The sequence below is a fragment of the Frigoribacterium sp. CFBP 13712 genome (assembly GCF_014842255.1).
Lineage (GTDB): Bacteria > Actinomycetota > Actinomycetes > Actinomycetales > Microbacteriaceae > Frigoribacterium.
Genome location: NZ_JACYVH010000012.1, coordinates 43,146 through 60,041, shown reverse-complemented (window position 1 = coordinate 60,041; position 16,896 = coordinate 43,146). Strand labels below are relative to the sequence as shown.

Annotated in this window: 18 protein-coding genes and 2 pseudogenes; 10 read left to right on the top strand and 10 right to left on the bottom strand. The window is 62.1% G+C overall.

The window, feature by feature from the left end; translation table 11 throughout:
* Nucleotides 1–223: 223 nt before the first annotated feature.
* The 3 genes from IFT51_RS14390 (at nt 224) to IFT51_RS14380 (ending at nt 1,788) form a co-directional block, all read left to right on the top strand.
* Entirely contained in the window at nt 224–427 is a 204-nt protein-coding gene (locus tag IFT51_RS14390; RefSeq protein ID WP_192061778.1) for a hypothetical protein, read from the top strand.
* 76 nt (nt 428–503) lie between these two features.
* On the top strand, nt 504–698 hold the full coding sequence (locus IFT51_RS14385) for a hypothetical protein (RefSeq protein ID WP_192061777.1): 195 nt from the start codon (nt 504–506) through the stop codon (nt 696–698).
* A 175-nt stretch (nt 699–873) separates the two neighbouring features.
* Nucleotides 874–1,788, top strand: coding sequence for an aminoglycoside phosphotransferase family protein (locus IFT51_RS14380; protein ID WP_244637325.1), 915 nt, complete (start codon nt 874–876; stop codon nt 1,786–1,788).
* Between the two features lie 103 nt (nt 1,789–1,891).
* On the opposite strand, the gene IFT51_RS14375 is transcribed toward IFT51_RS14380, so the two are convergent.
* Complete coding sequence (locus IFT51_RS14375) at nt 1,892–2,995, bottom strand: hypothetical protein (protein ID WP_192061775.1); 1,104 nt, start codon at nt 2,993–2,995, stop codon at nt 1,892–1,894.
* Between the two features lie 98 nt (nt 2,996–3,093).
* Between IFT51_RS14375 and IFT51_RS14370 the strand changes: the two genes are divergently transcribed.
* Nucleotides 3,094–3,438 (top strand): hypothetical protein, encoded by a 345-nt coding sequence (locus tag IFT51_RS14370; protein WP_192061774.1) that lies wholly within the window; start codon nt 3,094–3,096, stop codon nt 3,436–3,438.
* Nucleotides 3,439–3,478: 40 nt separating this feature from the next.
* Here IFT51_RS14370 and IFT51_RS14365 read toward each other — a convergent pair whose 3' ends face one another.
* The 4 genes and pseudogenes from IFT51_RS14365 to IFT51_RS14350 form a co-directional block, all read right to left on the bottom strand.
* Nucleotides 3,479–4,048 carry a recombinase family protein gene (locus tag IFT51_RS14365; protein WP_192061773.1) on the bottom strand — a complete coding sequence of 190 codons (570 nt, stop codon included), beginning with the start codon at nt 4,046–4,048 and terminating at the stop codon, nt 3,479–3,481.
* Between the two features lie 223 nt (nt 4,049–4,271).
* Nucleotides 4,272–5,006: pseudogene (locus IFT51_RS14360) on the bottom strand (IS3 family transposase); the annotation flags it as partial.
* Between the two features lie 179 nt (nt 5,007–5,185).
* A complete protein-coding gene (locus IFT51_RS14355) occupies nt 5,186–5,392 on the bottom strand; it encodes a hypothetical protein (protein WP_192061771.1) in 207 nt (68 codons plus the stop codon).
* Between the two features lie 129 nt (nt 5,393–5,521).
* Nucleotides 5,522–6,145 (bottom strand): hypothetical protein, encoded by a 624-nt coding sequence (locus tag IFT51_RS14350; protein ID WP_192061770.1) that lies wholly within the window; start codon nt 6,143–6,145, stop codon nt 5,522–5,524.
* Nucleotides 6,146–6,775: 630 nt separating this feature from the next.
* Here IFT51_RS14350 and IFT51_RS15655 point away from each other — a divergent pair.
* A pseudogene (locus tag IFT51_RS15655) lies at nt 6,776–7,171 on the top strand (hypothetical protein); the annotation flags it as partial.
* 895 nt (nt 7,172–8,066) lie between these two features.
* A complete protein-coding gene (locus IFT51_RS14340; RefSeq protein WP_192061769.1) occupies nt 8,067–8,402 on the top strand; it encodes an Lsr2 family protein in 336 nt (111 codons plus the stop codon).
* Between the two features lie 280 nt (nt 8,403–8,682).
* Here the strand turns inward: IFT51_RS14340 and IFT51_RS14335 are convergent, their stop codons facing one another.
* From IFT51_RS14335 to IFT51_RS14315, 5 genes are all read right to left on the bottom strand, one after another.
* A complete protein-coding gene (locus IFT51_RS14335) occupies nt 8,683–9,099 on the bottom strand; it encodes a hypothetical protein (protein WP_192061768.1) in 417 nt (138 codons plus the stop codon).
* Nucleotides 9,100–9,150: 51 nt separating this feature from the next.
* Nucleotides 9,151–10,209 (bottom strand): hypothetical protein, encoded by a 1,059-nt coding sequence (locus tag IFT51_RS14330; protein ID WP_192061767.1) that lies wholly within the window; start codon nt 10,207–10,209, stop codon nt 9,151–9,153.
* A 202-nt stretch (nt 10,210–10,411) separates the two neighbouring features.
* Nucleotides 10,412–10,780 carry a hypothetical protein gene (locus IFT51_RS14325; protein ID WP_192061766.1) on the bottom strand — a complete coding sequence of 123 codons (369 nt, stop codon included), beginning with the start codon at nt 10,778–10,780 and terminating at the stop codon, nt 10,412–10,414.
* Nucleotides 10,781–10,906: 126 nt separating this feature from the next.
* The gene (gene ccsB / locus IFT51_RS14320) at nt 10,907–11,929 is read right to left on the bottom strand and encodes a c-type cytochrome biogenesis protein CcsB (protein ID WP_371740823.1); all 1,023 of its coding nucleotides are present in this window, start codon (nt 11,927–11,929) and stop codon (nt 10,907–10,909) included.
* Nucleotides 11,930–13,185: 1,256 nt separating this feature from the next.
* Entirely contained in the window at nt 13,186–13,395 is a 210-nt protein-coding gene (locus IFT51_RS14315) for a hypothetical protein (RefSeq protein ID WP_192061765.1), read from the bottom strand.
* Between the two features lie 622 nt (nt 13,396–14,017).
* Here IFT51_RS14315 and IFT51_RS14310 point away from each other — a divergent pair.
* The 4 genes from IFT51_RS14310 to IFT51_RS14295 all read left to right on the top strand — a co-directional run bounded on the left by IFT51_RS14310 (nt 14,018) and on the right by IFT51_RS14295 (nt 16,831).
* Nucleotides 14,018–14,233 carry a hypothetical protein gene (locus IFT51_RS14310; protein ID WP_192061764.1) on the top strand — a complete coding sequence of 72 codons (216 nt, stop codon included), beginning with the start codon at nt 14,018–14,020 and terminating at the stop codon, nt 14,231–14,233.
* 107 nt (nt 14,234–14,340) lie between these two features.
* Nucleotides 14,341–15,402, top strand: coding sequence for a hypothetical protein (locus IFT51_RS14305; protein ID WP_192061763.1), 1,062 nt, complete (start codon nt 14,341–14,343; stop codon nt 15,400–15,402).
* Nucleotides 15,403–15,694: 292 nt separating this feature from the next.
* A complete protein-coding gene (locus tag IFT51_RS14300; RefSeq protein ID WP_192061762.1) occupies nt 15,695–16,282 on the top strand; it encodes a GntR family transcriptional regulator in 588 nt (195 codons plus the stop codon).
* A 225-nt stretch (nt 16,283–16,507) separates the two neighbouring features.
* On the top strand, nt 16,508–16,831 hold the full coding sequence (locus IFT51_RS14295) for a hypothetical protein (RefSeq protein WP_192061761.1): 324 nt from the start codon (nt 16,508–16,510) through the stop codon (nt 16,829–16,831).
* Nucleotides 16,832–16,896 lie beyond the last annotated feature (65 nt).

Below are 16,896 nucleotides of genomic sequence, written 5' to 3'. Positions count from 1 at the left end.
GGATCACCACAAGCGGACCCGAGCAAGTGGAACCCAGTTGGGCACTCACGACCCTGACCGTAGTTGCAACTGCCGGCACCGTCATCGCCACCGCGCTGGCTCTCGCGAAGCGAAAATTCACCCTCGACAGCAGCCTCAGCGAGGCGCGGTAGGCGCCAGTGTGCCGGATGCCGATCGCCGATCGGACACCCGACGCGTGGGCCCTTCAAGTTACTGTCCAGTCATGACCGCGAAGTCCGTTGGCACCCTGCTGGTTCTCGTCGGCGCTTTCGTCCTGGTCGGTGGCGTTGTGCTCCTGGTGACGCGTCCTCAGACCGACGACGCGTCTGGGTCTTCTATCGCTGCCTCATGGTGCATCGTCGTCGCCGGAGCAGCGAACATCGCGGCCGGCCTGGCCCTGCGGCGACAGGTCTGGCGCAAGAGGTAGCCCGACAACGACCGCTCACCGATTTCCTATCGGGCCTCCTCCGGAGCCGCGTGACTGAGGTAGGAGAGAATGCACCATGACGACCTCGGAGGCGCTTCGCCTTGCCTTCTCGCCGCTGCTCTTCGTGGCGCTTGGCTTGCTCGCCTACATCGGCATCAAGTACAGCCAGGGCAAAGAGCTACCCCGACGGACGAGACTCCGCATCGTAGGCATTGCCGGGATCGTTATGCTCATCGCCGTCTCCCTCTACATCGCAAGCTGGCTCGCCTGAAGCCAGCGCCGCCCGCAGGGCCATCGGCTATCGAGACAGGTCCACCCCCAACCTGACTGACTTGCGGCGGTCTCGTCGTCCGTCCCGGACCGCGAAAGGAGCTTTGCTCCTGGCAGTCGTGACGATTGCGGTGCTCGCGCTGTGGTTGCGGCGGTGTGCTCGTAAACTGCTGTCCATGTGGCCAACGAAGGAGGCATGGCGGAGCACCGTTCCCGACCTATTGGCCCGCTCTGTGGCCCGTTGGGGCCTGACGCTCGGACGCGTGCACCCCGGCGGGAGTGCGTCATACGTCGTCTCCGTGCGGACCGCCGCCGGCCGCGACGCAGTTCTCAAGCTTTCATTCCCGCACCGCGAGGCGCGCGACGAGGCCGCGGCGCTTCGATGGTGGGACGGCTCAGGGTCGGTCCGGCTGCTCCAAGCGGACCTCAACGATCCGTTCGTGCTCTTGCTCGAACGATGCGATCCAGGCGTACGACTAGCCGACCGGCACGATCTGTCGCCGGAACGCCGGCTGTCGATTGCCGCGGATCTACTCACCCGGTTGTGGTCCCGCACAGCCTCAAACGATTCCGACACGACTACAGCGCCCGCCCCGACCACACGATTCGAGCGTGTGGCCGACGTCGCCGCCGAGTGGGCCGACCTCGTCGAGGAGCGAATGCGCACGTTCCGGCCAGATCTCGACCACGTCGCGGTCGCGCGAGGAAACGCGCTGCTTCGGGAGCTCCCTGTAACGGCCCCGCGGACAGTGGTCGTGCACGGCGACTACAACCCCGGCAACCTCCTCACCGCGACGCGAGAGCCGTGGCTCGTCATTGATCCGAAACCTATGGTCGGCGACCCGTCTTACGACTTGTGCCCGTTGCTCATGCAGATCGACGACCCCTTCTCGCTCCCGGACACCGAAGGGCATCTGCGGAATCGAATTTCTCTGCTTGCAGACCTGACCGGGGAGTCGCCGGTCCGCATCGCAGCCTGGTGCGTGGCACGCCTGGTCGAATCGTCGCTCTGGTACACCAGCCGGTCCGAACTAACGCAAGCGCGCGACAACATCGAACGTGCGAAGTTGCTCGATGCACTCGCCATCTGATTCGACCGCTCACCCACGGAAGGTGCCGCGAACCGCGCATTCTGCATCGGTCAGGAGACCGTCTCAGTAGCCGATCCCCTATCGGGACATGCGACCCATGCGTTCAGTGCTGGATGCGTCTCCATCCGCTGACGTTGTCATCGTCGTCGAACCGCCACTCCTCGGTGTCACCATCGATCGCAACGTCATCGGTGAGCCAGAAGGTTTCGTCGGGTGACCACCCCGCCAGCACGATCGCACCGCCTGGGACCTCGACCACCTCACCGGCCGCAGCGAGGTAGCCCTGGACTGAGACGTGGATGCCATCGAAATCACGCGCAACCTCTCGGTAGTCGGGGATGAACCACTGCTCATCACGGCCCGTCGATCCCCACCAGGTGCCGCGGCGCGCCCACCGGGCATCCCGCGGATAGCGCGCCACGAGGGCAGCCCAGTCCTCGATGCTGTGGATCTCGACCACACGTAGATGTCGAGACATGGTCAGCCTTTGCAGGAGCGCTTCGCCGTCTCCGAAACTGTCCTCGACGAGCATGAGGCTCACAGCCCCGAGGTCACCGATGCGACGGGTCGACGAGGGCGGTCGCGCCCATTCACCCTGAGCTTGTCCATATGTGTGCGGCGTCGACCACCAGGAACCATTGATCGTGCGTGACGCGCGATCTCTCGGCCTCTTCAGGTCGACGTTCTCCCTGTCGTGATTCACGGACCATTCATCAAGGACCCGGGTCATCGGGCCCGGGCTGCTGTTCGGGACGACCCGACCCTCTCTGAGAGGAGTCGTGACCCACTGATTGGTCATATCGACATCACTGGCCCACCACGCCGTGCCCGGTGCGGCCGAGATCGCCGCCGCCACAGGCACCAAGGCCTCGCGGACCGAGGCATCCGCGGTCAGGGCATCGCTGACGTAGGGCGCCTGCCATGGCATAGCCGCGTCGACTGTGGCCGTCAGCGCACGGAAGAACAGGAGCGGGTCGCTCCACGACCGGACATCGTCGAGACGAAGCGTCTCGAGAGCTCGGACCAATCGCTTGAGATCCCGAGGAGGGATCGAGAACGTGCCGGGCAAGGCGAATGCGTCAGCAACCTCGAGTGCAATCTCCCCGACGGCCCCCGACACCTCGTCGCTAATGCCCCCCGCGACCGCCATGCACACGCCGCGAAAACGCGCTCCATCGAGGAGAACCGGGAGCGACAAACGAGGCATAGCAGAAGTGTCCCACTGCCCTACACAGTGACCGCCCCATGACCGATCGACTATCAGGCACGATGTCTTGCCTGACGCCCATGTGCGATCCTGCTGCTATGAACACGAAGGAGGCGATCGCGTCCACTCGCCGCGACCGAGTTCTGCAGTTTGTTGGCTGGCTCGCTGTTCTGTGCTCATGTCTGAGCTTGGCTGCCGGCATCTTCCTTGGATGGTGGGTAAAAGGGATCGCCGCCATCCCCGTGTCCGCAGTCCAGGAAGCTGGCGGCTACGTCCTCTTCTTCGGGGTGCCGCTGAGCATTGTCGCTGCGCTCCTTCTGGCTACGATCGCCGGGATCCGCGGCGGAACGGGGCGCCGACTCGGCCTCATTGCAGGAGTACTCGTAGTACTGAGTGCCCCGGCATTTGCCCTGGTCGCCAACATCGTGCCCCTGCGGAACTAGGTACTGGGAACTAATCACAGATGCCTCAGCCGGGACTCGATCACGTTTCGGCCGCGCGCTGGATCGCTCTGTAAACCGTCGAGCGGGCGACGCCGAAAAGTTCGGCGATCTCGCTGGTGGTGTGGGCGCCCGTGCGGTGCAGCTGCACGAGGTGCTTCTCCTGCGAGGGGGTGAGCTTGGGCTTGCGGCCGCGGAGCTTGCCGGCGGCCTTGGCGATCGCCATGCCCTCCCGGGTCCGGGCACGGATGAGGTCGGCCTCGAACTCGGCCACCATGCCGAGCACGTTGAACAGGAGCCGGCCCACTGGATCGGTGGGGTCATAGACCGCTCCCCCGAGGTTCAGCGCGACCCCCCTCTTCGTCAGCTCGTCCGCTATGTCCGTCGCGTCCCGCAGTGAGCGGGCGAGACGGTCGAGCTTGGTGACGACGAGGACGTCTCCGGCACGGCATGCCGCCAGCGCCTCTCGCAGGCCCGGCCGGGCTCGAGTTGTGCCCGACAAACCATGGTCAACGTGCACGTGTGGATCGTCGACACCGAGTGCTGCAAGACCATCCCGCTGTGCTGCGAGATCTTGTCCAGACGTCGAGACGCGGGCGTATCCGATGAGCATCCGACGACTGTAGCGTTTAGACCCCCTTCACCGGGCATTTTTGCGGGACAGGCATACGCGAATTCGCAGGCCAAGCCCCACTTGACTTCAGCCGGTCGCGATAGGCCCGCAAAGGTGTCCCGATGAACGACCGTCTATCGGACACTCTTAGTGGGTCGCCAACTTCGCTGGACCCAGAGAGGTCGCACGCGCTGTGCTGAGGAAAGCTTGGATTTAGGTGATAGTGCATGTCCTTGATCGCACGCAGGTAAAGCTTCCCGGTGTCGGTGCGGTGCTCCGTAATATCCGTAAGCCACAGCTGGTTGACGCGGTCCGCTGTGAACTGCCGCAGCACGAGATCGTCGTGAACAGGTGGCCCCGCCTTCCTGGTGAGGCCCCACTTCTTGGCATACAACGACCAGAGCTTCTGCTCGGAGCACAACCGCCAGACTCGCCGCTCGGACGCGGTCGCGCCGTGGTCGGCAAGCTCGTCAGACACGAACCGATACCCGAACTCCAGATCATCCCGGTGGATGTCGAGAGCGAGGTTCGTCAGATGAGCGTCATCCCAGTCTCTTTGAGAGATCGGGTTGCGTCGCCATTTGTTGAAACCCTGGGTCGAGAAGCCCAACACCCGGCAGGCCACCGTGACGGGCATCCCGTCCACGGCAAGGACACGGACCAGCGGGTAGGTCATTTTGGGGGCAACTTCTGGGCAAAAAAACGCTGCCGCCCGACGGAGGATCTCGTTCTCCTGCTCGAGGAGCCGGTTGCGTTTCTTCAGCCCCCGCAGCTCGGCGGCGTCGGCATGCTTCAGTCCCGGCCGGATCCCGTCCTCGACCTCAGCCCGTTTCAACCAGTTCGACAACGTCGCTCCGCTGATCCCGAAATCCTTGACGATCTGACTCAAGGGCGCTTCATGTTCCCGCGCGACCGAGACGACGTCGCGACGGAACTCTTCGGGGTAATGCTTGGCCAAGATGACCATCCTTCCAGGAGGACAAAATCCTCACAGATCAGATGGAAACCAAACCCTCAGCAGCCCCGAAAAGCACAGCGGTACCGCTCGCGAGCAGAGCTGCAGACGCCGTCGTCGTCGTCGTCACTTCACTCTTCATTCTTTGGGGGCAAAAAACGTGCGGGCACCTTGGTTCCGCCCTACAGCGACCCGAGTTGTTGACTCAGATAGAAGAGCGCCACGATGCCAATGATCAGCAGGTTGATTGTGATCAGAAAAGCTGCGACGACGGTGTTCGTCCTCGAACTGCCCAACGCCCGCACGAGTCGGACCACGTTCACCATGGCGAAAAGGACGACGATGATCAACCACAGCGGCGACACGACGATTGCGAGGACGAGAGCCATCGCCGCGACAAGGCCAGCAACGAGGCTTGGAGTTCGAGAGGGAGCACGCACGGGTGTTTGTGGCTGAGTCATGACGGACCTTTCGTGGGGGCTGCCTCCCAAGAGTAGGCAGCCCCCAGGGTTCTTTTGTTAGCCGAGGCCGCAGGCCAGGTCGCCGCGCGAGACCGCAGTGGTGAAAATGGCCCGCGCACAGTAGGACGGCTTCTGCACGTCGACGCCCGCGATGTTCAGCTTGAAGTTGTACTGCCCGTAGACATATCCGACGTTCCGGACGACGCCTTTGGCGGTTGTCTTTCCGGTGTATCCCCAGCCGATGCCGGAGGTGCGTCCGCCGCCGTCAAGGTAGGAGACGCTTGTGACGCTGCTGCCGGAACGGCAGCCCTGCCCCGTGGTCCAGAAGTCGCCGAGTTTTGCACCCACCTGGTTGGAGAAGGAGCCGTTCTGACGCCACGAACCGCATGCGGCGGCGGCGGCAGCGATAGAAGACTTGCCAGTCGCCTTGTCGGGCGTGAACGTCGTCGTGATCTCGCTGACGACGGGGGTAGTCCACAGATCGAAGAGCTCACGCTCCTGCGGTGACAGCGACTGCAGCTCGGCAGCCTGGTCGGGCGCTTCGAGCACTTCAACAAACACCGCCTCGGCAGCGGCAGCAGTATTGGGCTCGGACGCCTGGGCAGAAACTGCTCCTGCCCCGACCAACAAACACGTCACGGAGACGGTGGCGGCCACTCGAGCAATACGCGATGACTTCATTGATGCTTCCTTTGAAACGAGGCAGCGCACGAGTCTGGCCATGCAGCCACCCCCTCTGCACCCCAGTCCCCCAGTGGGACGCCTCGCAAACGACGATAGTGAACTCGATGCCTGTGACGATTCCGCCGCCGGGAGGATTCACGGACTGCAAACTCAGCCCCCAGCGGGATTGCATCCGTCCGCACCAATGTGTATGTCTAGTTGTCGATCGACGCAGTCACGAGACAGTCGCTGCCTGCCGACTGCCCCTCAGAGCAGCTGGCGCGCGACCATCGTCTCACGAGCACCATGGACTATCTCACATCCCTACGGATGCGGGACGTCTCGCCGGCCGGTCGGGCATGGCGGGTTGCATCCGGCAGTTTGGCGGGACCGAGGGTCTCATAGCCATTTATCGCAAGTCCGATCCAGATTTGAAGTTCTGAACGTCGGTAACGAGACGCAAACGGTGGGCCGACGAGAGTGATTGGCTACGCCCGAGGGTCGACTCGTCAGCAAGACACCGGCCGGCATGAGGTTGACCTGCTTTCTTTTGGCGTGTGCCGAGACCACCTATATGTTGAATACTGAGTCTCTGGGGCTCGCGCATCAGAGCCCGCCCTTAATCGCGCTTTAACTGCACGCCATGCCGGCGACACCTTCGTCGCGATGACCCTGGACCGACTCAAGCGAGCGATCGTCGACATGCTTCGCTTCATCGTGCATCTTCGTGGCCTGGGCGCTGACATTTGGGGCCTGAGCATCGGCGGCAGGGACGTTGATACATCGACCCCGAGGGGTCGATGGTGTTCTCGGTCATGGCTGCTCTGGCGCGAGCGGAGCCAGGGATCAAGCGGGAGCGGGTGCGCGACTGCGTCTATAAACGCCGTACAGCGGGTAAGAATCTCGGTGGGCGCCGAGCCGTGTTCACGGACACTTAGATCCGCTCCGCATTGCAGCTGCTGGATGGCGGGGCACCCTTATGGCAAGTGGGTCGCGACTTCGGGATGTCCCGGGCAACTCTCTACCGCCGGATCGGCGCCCTGAGCCTCAACGAACATGTCCCAAGAGACACCACGAACCACAGAGCTAGTCACTGAGCGCCCTCCCCCGCGACCACCCTGTCACCACCAGCTGCGGCCACACAGTGTCGCCAAAAGTGATCTGTCACCGGAAAACGACTAGAGACCGTCAGGCGTTGACTCCGGTGCGCCACAGGAACGGATCTGGGCGGGGCCAGCATCACGTACCCCTACGTGGCAGCCTCACCCAGAACACAGGGACCAGAACCCTTGTACCCAAATCACGAAATGCGATTCGCCTCCCGATCTGCCGCGTAGGTACCCGCCAAATGCGTGTCGCGTACTGGTTCGGTTCGAGGTCGAACGAAGTATGTGGGTGCCCTTCGGTTTCGGGCCGGAAGGGCACCATGCCCCAACATGTGACAGGATTTCGCCGAATCGTGTCATTGGGTAGATCAGATCGAACAGGACAAGGGAAGCAGCACCACACGCTACCCGCCTGAGGGCCCCCCGGTTAAGTTCGTTCACTGACCCACGGAAGCCAAACATGCGCTTCCGCCCACGACGACCTTCCCTAACTCGCCATGACGTGTCGAGCAGGCGGCCCAGGACTCGTCATCGGGGTTTGCGGGGCGGCTGACCTGAATCAGCACACCCCAAGACGTGATTCGAAACACGCACACTTGAAGTCGATACAAAGCCATAGGCCACCAAAAGGCAAAACCCGATTACCACGGGTCTCGCATTCGGTACAGCGCCAATCGCGCGGCTCAAGACACCCCACTCGTGATGCGGGTCCAGGACCATGGCGCCGTCACGCGATCGAATGTGTGAGTAAAGCCCTAGATGCGAGCTAGTCGGAAATAAGCCATAGTGAGAAGGCAAAACAAGAAGCATACAACCGCGAACGAAGGCAATTTATGGCTCAGAAGACCCTTATTCAACTCGTCGACGACATTGACGGCACACCCATCGAAGACGGTGGGGGGCGCACCGTGACCTTTACCCTGAAGGGGGTTACCTACGAGATCGACCTCTGTGACGCGCACATCGAGGAACTGACCAAGAGCTTCTCCCCCTACGTCTCCGCCGGCCGTAGAGCTGGACGGAAGTCCACCACGTCCACCTCGAGCGCGAAGTCAGACCCCGCCGAGCTGAAGAAGATCCGTGAGTGGGCCCGTGCCAACGGCCACGACGTATCCGACCGAGGGCGCGTATCCGCAACCGTTCGAGACGCCTACAACGCCGCCCACTAGCCCACTAGCCCGCGAGTCGCATGGAGCAGCGACCGAGAATGGAGTCGGGCGTAGCGCAGCAAGTCCCTACGATAAGCCGCCCCCGGGGTCCGGGCTGAATTGGCGACTCGCGGGCATCGACTGGACATGCATGACGTCTACAAACTGACAGGATTCTCTGCCTCGTGCTGTGCCGAGGAACGAGGCTGATCGCTTGCAGGTGATGTGGGCCACGACTAAGGGCCCTGCGTCGGTGAAACGCAGGACCCTTCTCCAGTAGATGACTGGCCCCTAACGCCCGTCAGCTCGTCGCGTCTGCGTTGCACACGCGATGCAGACGCGGATAGAGCAGGGCTGACGTAGCGCCGCTGATAACGAACGAGGCCAGCGTCAAAAAGCCAACATCGTAGGAGTTCGTCGCAACAAGGAAGACCGAAGGCACGGAGGTCGCCCCGAGTGCGGCTGCCCCGGCGACGATGGCCTGACGCGCACGACCTTGGATGCGGCCTCGCGTGAGACGGTACGCGATAGCGCCGGTGGTGAGGCAGACCAGCCCGCCGAGTGCGCCTACGACGGCGGCAACGGATGCGATCCACACCGCGAACCCGCTTGGTGCTGCGACGACGAACCCGATGGTGGCGCCGACAATAGCCCCAACCGCCAGTGCGAGAACGCCTAGGCGGAAGGAACCGGCCTGTGTGCTTTCAGGTCTTGCCATGCGACTGCCCTACCTCTGTTGTGATGTTGGCTTGATAGTCAGCCTAGGGGGCTAAGCGGCGTTCAAGCGGTTGGCGAACGTCTGCCAGTTGTTCAGCGCCCCAACCTTGTAGGCGTTGTTCTTGACCCACCAGGCGTCGTTGACGATGTATCCCGACACGACGAGCTTCTTGACCCCTCCGACGGTTCTGAACTCGAAGACAATGTTCGAGCCAGCTCCGTCGACATGGTTCTTGGTGGCGTCGAACTGGAACCCGAAGTAGTTCGTACCGGAGAACTCGCTCTTAAACCTGCATTCGAAGTTTCCGGGGCCGACTCGAAGCGGCAGCAACTGACCCGCTTTCGGGAAGGCCTTGGGTGCGCCGGACACCGGGAAGTAGCAACTGAAGCAGCCCTTCAGCAGGTTTTTGTTCGCGGCTGCCGTCTTCTTGGTCGCGTAGGAGTACGTGTAGCTCCAGGCAGGGTCTGCCAAGACCGGGAAAGCGATCGCGGGCGAGGACAGATCGACGTGCTGCGTGAGCTTGCCCGATTCCCAGGTGAACGACGTGGGCAGCTGCTGTCCGTCCGCATCAACGGCCCAGGGATGCGCCAGAACTCCGAGAACATCTTCACCACTCTCGAGGTAGTACCCGTTCGCGCCTTCGTTCAGAACAGTTTCGGCGGGGACGTCGAAGGAGTACGAGTACTCGCTCGGCGCCTCTGCGCTCTCGATGGCGGTGAGCACGCGAACACCCGAGGCCAGAGGTTGGACGTACGCCGAAGCGTTCTCGCTTGTGGTCTCAAGAATCTGGAGACCTGAGTCCGTCCCGACTTGCTTCGTCGCATAGTCGACCGAGAACGTGATGCCGGGAGACGATGCGTCGTCCAGCTCACTAATCGCCTCGTCGCTGCCAACAGCGACCGAGATACCTTCCGTTGCAGGGGTCTCGGCGACGCTGACGCCCGCGTCGTGCGAAGTCTCGCCCAGGATGCCTGGCGCGAGTTGCTCCACGACGCCGCTGGCGTCGGCGGTTCCCAACGGAGTCTCGGCTGCGAACGCCGGCTGCAAAGCTCCGCCAACTAGTGCTGTGGCAACGACCCCCACTGCTGCCAGTCGTCCTGCGAACTTCATACCTTTTTTGTCGTTCATGACACCCCCCGGTTAATCGAGGCATCAGTGCCTCGTTCGCTCACTCTGGCAGGAGTCAGCCTCCGAATATCAGCCCCCCGAGTAGGGGCCCTGATTTCGGTAGATAAAAAGCGACCGTGCCCAGCTTGCAGCTGGCCACGGTCGCGTTGCCTCACAGAGTCATCTGCGAGAAGGAGGCGCATCTTTACGCGGTGGTCTGCTTCCATGCGCCCCAGCTCGCGGCGCCGCTTGCGCTCTGGTCCTTGACGCCCGCGCGGATGTAGATCGTCTGCCCCTTGGAGACGTTAGCAACGGTCGCGTAGCGGACCTGGCCCTTGCCGGCACCGTTGGTGACGCTGCCGAGGATGGTGCCTGCGGAGTTCTTCACCTGCGCCAGGGCGGACTTGCTGTCAGCCTGGGTGTCCTCGGCCGAGAGCTGGAAACCGGACGACTTGTAGTAAGCCTGCGATCCGACAACCGACGCCCCCTGGTCAGCGAACGCCGGTGCGGCTCCGGCGCCGAAGAGGCCGGTGACGATGGCGACTGTTGCGATGGCCTTGAACTTCATCTTCATAGTTATCCCCTAATACTGCTAGCGGCACGCCTCAGGCGAGGCATGCTCAGACATCAGGATGCTAGCGAGATACAGACCACTACGTCTAGCTGAAAGAGGTCCCATCGCCCAAATTGCGCGTGGGGTCTACTGCCCGGGAAGTCCTGAGTATGAGTGCAAGCCGTTGAAGAATACGTTCACGACGCCGAAGTTGAACATCACGGCCGCTAGGCCGACAAGAGAGAGGTAGGCGGAGCGGGTTCCGCGCCAGCCTCGGGTAGCACGTGCATGGATGTAGCCGGCGTAGACAACCCAGATGATAAATGTCCACGTCTCCTTCGTGTCCCATCCCCAGTACCGGCCCCAGGCGCGTTCCGCCCAGATAGCGCCTGCGATGAGGGTGAAGGTCCACATGACAAAGCCGAACAGGGCCAGTCGGTAGGCAAGGTCCTCGAGACGTGTCGAGTTGGGGAGGGTATCGAGGAGCCTGAGCCGCGTGCTCTGTGTTGCTTCGCGTCGAGTCTGGATGAGCTGCACGATGGACAGGCCGCCCGCAAGCGCGAAGAACGCTGTTCCGAGGCACGCGACGAAGACATGGATGACGAGCCAGTACGACTGCAGGGCGGGGATCAACGGGCTGACGGGTACGTAGTAGTTCACAACAGCGACACCCAGGAGCAGCACCGTCAGGCCCATGATGTAGGCGCCGAGGTATCGGACGTTTACGAAGATGTTGATGAGCAGGAAGACGCCGACGATGAGGGCGGTTCCGGTCAAGCTGAACTCGAACATGTTTGCCCACGGCACGCGGTCCGCGGCAATACCTCGGAGCACGGTCGCAAAGGTGTGGACGATCAAGCCGAGGACAGTCATGGACATGCCCACACGCTCGAAGGCCGATCCCTTGCGTCGACGCTGCTTGGGGACGTCGTCATCCGTACGCTGCAAAACGGTGACGGAACCACTCGCACCAGCTCCGATTGAGACAGTGTGTGCCCGCTGGGGCCCGGCGTCCGCAGGCTCCGCCTGGGGAGCGGCCGACTCGGCGAGACGAGCCTCGCCGGATCTCTTTGCCAGATCCAGGGCAAACGATATGAATGCAATTACATATATCACCATCGCGGAGTATGCCGCGTAGAGGCAGTAGGTAGACATCTCGACAGTGGTCACGAGCCAACTGTAAGTCAATCAACCTTCGAACCCCGGCTCGTGAGGCCAGGACACCAGTGCTGTTGACCTGTTAAGGCGAAGTCACTTCCACTCACCATCGATCACCGAACGACGGCGCGCGTAAACCTGTCCCCCCGCGGCCACTCGGCTCGAGACGTCTCGATAGACCAGTCCGGGACCGATCTCGATGAAGGATCGGCCAGTGAGACGGATCTCCCCATCCCCGTTGTCGGTGCTGCATAAAAAGAGGCGGCATGCATCCAGGTCGCTGTGATGTGTTCGGTGAGCATCACCTGCTGACTTCTCTTTGAACGATGAGCGTGCACTGCGACTCGTCCGGGAAGCGCTTCCCTGGGCCCATGGGACTGCCTAATGGAACAGCCGCGGCGAACAGGGCTGGGGGGCGAAAGCAGACTCTCTGCACGGTGGGCGATCGACCGGATGAACTCGTCAGGGGTCTGTCGCTCCAGCTCAGCAGTTATCACCGCCACTGACGGACAGGAGATCGCGCTGGGTCGTGTGCCGGTTCATGGTGCCAGTGACGACGAACGAGCGGCTAGCACCTCACCGCGTCGTAGCAAGAAGTGGCGGACCGTCTACAGGGCAACGCGCCTGTCGCGGGTCTGAGCATTTGGCGGTCTCTGCCCGCCCCCATCCGTCAGGTGCGTGCGCCGGATGCCCGTCGTCAGCGCTTGCTCGCGAGAGAAGAAGTGGTGCCGGAATCGAATTGCGATGCGCGCAGGCGGGCCTTTAAAGGGGCGGGAGACTTGGGTGTCCCAGCAGTGGAGACTATGCGGGTTATGAAGCTGCTCGGCGAGTTTGTGAGAGGACACCACAGCTTCTTACCGGCCGGGGTCGAACACCGCTTTGCCGCGGCGCTCGAGCGCGCGGCCACGTCAACTCATCTCGACAGATGTTGGGGCTACCGGGAACTCTCGCAGGGAGCGCAGGCGACCTCGTGCAACAACTACCGTGATCGATGCCAGCCTTTGTTGACTCCCTCGCCGCGGGTACGGACCCCGTGGTGAGCAAGGCGGAGGAGCTGCTGGGAGACTCAGTTGCGAGGTGCTTCTCCTGCAAGGCCAACGCATCCGAGCGAAACGCGAGAGTGGTTATCATCCCAGGCTGTTGGGCCGCCTAGCGGTAAGCGGGTTACCTCACCCGGCCAGACACGGTCGCGAAGAGTGTCCCGATGAACGACCGTCTATCGGACGCTCTAATTGCTAGCCAGAATTGCGCCGCTGCTTCCTGACGAGCTAGACCGCCCGACCGCCCCAGATCAAGAAGAAGTCGCCGCCGCTGAGCCAAGCAAAGTCAGTAAAGCTCGCGACAGGAGCGAACGCGACGATCATTATCGCGCCGAAAATGGTTCTGCCGATCGCCGCATGAATGTGCCCCTTTATGGGGTCCGTACCGAGGTCCTTGTCCATGACGAGGGCCTGCCACGCGCAGAGGTAGCCGGGCACCGCTGTCAGTTCTAAAACCGACCCGATTGAAAATCTAGTTTCGGACCGGCCGACGTTAACGACACGCCGATCGAATCCCTCGGCCTCTTTCCCCGCAACCGATCGTGTCCATACAGGTGCCCACGAAGCCGCGACTCACCACTAGTCGGTAGGAGTCAGTTGCCCGTCTCTCTGGCCTATGTTTGCACCATCAGCGACCAACACGACGTCGCCCACCGAGGGGTCACATAATGGACGAGATCTGGACATAAAACTGTTGATCGATTTGGGGGTGAGGATCTCTTCTACTCTCGGCGCAATCCTCCTTGTCTATGCGGTTGCCCGGCCACGGTTCGCGTTTGATCCAAACATCCAAGTCACACGCCGAGTGAAAGATACCCGTTATGGCGTGCGAATACGTAACTCTGGAATAATCCCGATCCTAAGTCTCCGAACCGAAGCCTTACTCATCGTCAGTGGGAGCCGTGGAACGTCCGTTCCGATCCCCCTCTCCCGAGACACCTGGACCAATGCGCGTCGTTCTAAATCATGGCGCCCTGCTCCACGCCTGCTGATGAATGAGGTCAATTGGAAGCGACACCTTTCCCACCGGTCGGCTCCGAGAAGTAAGCATCTCGAAGATGTGCTGATTGAACTCGACGCCAAGCTATACATCCGCGTGACGGCGGTCTCTTCAATCTTTTCGGTCACAGTTGTGAAGCATCACGCATACGACCCAAAGGATCGGGTGCTGACCGCAGACTCCAACCCCGACTCCGCCAAGCGCCTCAATCCTCATTGCATGCGCACAAAGTCGATTGCGGCCCAAGTGACCTACCGGTTTCGCCGCGAGATTTGATGGTCACGATTTTTGGACTTGCCGATCTGCTTGACTGTCATCGCCACGATGGTTGTGGCATCCGGGGCGGGGGACGTCTCTCCCGGCGATGACGAGGGGGAATGACAATGAGCATTGTGTACACGACCGAGACCATGGCGAATCGGGCGCTTGCAGCAGAGATCAGGCACGATCCCGTGGCGTTCACCACGCTCTTGGAGCAGACACTCGACCTGGGCGATGGAGGTCTCGGCAAGTTCGTGTCGGTGCGGTGCGAAGGCCTCGGGGACATCGACCTCCTCCTGACCTTCGCCGTCGGAGACCGTTCGACGATCGTGGGGATCGAGTCCAAGTTCGACCACGAACTGACCGCAGCGCAGGTCAGAAAAGAGCTGCGGGCGCTCGATGAACACGGCGGCGGCCATCTGGTCGTGATTCTCCCGGAGGTTACTGACGCCCCGCAGTTCCCCGACCTGCGCGTCCTAGCTTGGGCGAAGGTCCTCGGCTCGTTCCGGGCCTCGCGGATCACGCAGGCCGACATCGACGCCATGCCGCTGACAAAACGACGAGTCGAACGGCTATTCACGGACGTAGACCTCGGGCGCCACCTCGACAATCCCGAATGGCGGGTACACGTGGAACGGAACGGGAACGGAAATCCGTCGATCGAGTTCCGCTCGCCGAAGCTTCCGTCCGAGCGGGAGATCCGCGGTCAGATCCAGGTCGCGGGACGGGGTATGCCTGCCGATGCCGACGATCTACGTCTCGAATACAGCATCGGCATCGAGATTCGGACCGACTCAGAGCACAAGGACTTCCCCGACGATGGTGGAAGCACGGCACCTGTCTGGGCGAGGCATCTCGCAACCCTCCGGGGGACGGTACTTACAGACGACCGCCTCGCGGCGCTTACAGTCAGCCGCCGCGCCGCGCCACGCCGCTCAGTGGACGCACGTAGGACGTCGCCGAACGCGCCTCTCGACAACAAAATCATGGTCGCGGACGAACATCTCGACGCCGAACGCTGGCTCGTTAAGGGCTATACCGACGGGGACGGCTGGGCTCTCGGTGTGAAATCGACGCCGCACCGTCTCGACGAACTCGAGGACCTCTGCGCGACGACGGCGCTCATATTGAACGAGTGGCTGACGGCCGAGGCGCCAACGTCGATGAACACGCGCCCCCGCTAGAGGGTCTCGAGGCGGCGTAACGACCTCGACCATGCCTGGTGCGAGGCTGCGTGACCTCCTGGAATGAGGGGTATCCGTGATGGACCGCACTCCTGCTGATACGGAGTTGCCAAGCCGACTTTTCAGGACACGCAGGTACCCCAGCGCACCCGAAGGCTGCGATGCGACCTGACCCTTCGACCCTGGCGAGATCGACGACGACATCGGCGATAATTTATGCTCTTGAGCCCTAGGGCCGCTGTCCTAGCACTTTGCCCGTCGAGCAAAGGTGTACTGGTATATACTGGGTAACATGCCGATTCCGACTTCTGACTCTGTTGAGACACCACGGCGCCTGCTTCGAGACGTGGTGTTCGAAAAGCTGCTCGCCTCAATCGTCGACGGCACCCTCGAGCCCGGTGAACGCTTGAATGACGACGAGTTGACCAAATGGCTCGGTGTTTCTCGCACACCCGTACGTGAGGCAATCGCTCAACTTCAGACGTATGGACTGGTGGAGATCGAAGCCAACCGATTCACCCGCGTCGCGCGACGCGACGATGCTCTCTACATCGAGGCCGCAGAGTTCCTTGCCGGCCTTCACTCGCTCGCACGTGAGCGGGGAGCCATGAACATGGACGCAAGCACCCGCAAGGCCGTCGCGAAGACGGTCGCGGCGTCGATTCGACAGCTCGAAGCGCGCGACATGTCCGGAGCCGCGACACTGCTCGATGCGCAAGGTGCACTTGCGGTCGCTTCCGGCAACACCTTGCTCACTGAGACGGAAGAGCCGCTTCGAATCAGAGTCAAGTTCCTTAGCCCCGGCGAACCTGCCGGGTACGACTGGGACGCGCTTCTGACCGTCGCGCGCGAGGTAGAAGCTCTCCTGTCCACCAAGTGAGCTACGGGACCGCTTGCGCGCTGCCACTAGGAGGTGCTTGACATGGAGCCCAGCAGCGCAGCCGATTGGTTTAGCGCCATAGGAACCGTCGGCGCATTCGCCGCAGCTCTAGTAGTCCTCGTGACCGACAGGAAACGGGCAGCGGAAGCTGACGCCAGGGCGGTGAGCGCCTGGACTACAGGCCGGACGACGTTGGAGACCGACAGGAGTCGCAGGTTCATCTCAGTGAGCGTCTTCAACGGATCTTCCACGCCGCTTCACGCTGTAAGCCTGTTTTCGAAGATCGATGAGGGCACCTACATCGACGAAGTACTGACGGTCGATGCCAGCGGACCGACGACGATCAATCCCGGAGCGACGTACACGAAGGAGGTGGCGCTCCAAAAACATATAGGCCGAGAACGCCTCTTTATCTTCTTCATCAGCAAGGACGGCGCACGATGGGCCCGGAGATTGTCGGATGGACGCCTCATGAGACAAGGCCGGGCCTGGCGACTCGCAAACGACATCTCAGCCTGGCACGCGCTGATCGCACGCTTCATATCTTGACTACGCGAAGTACATCGCCCCACGAAAGGCCTGCGTATCGCTCGACCGACCAGAGTCACATCCCC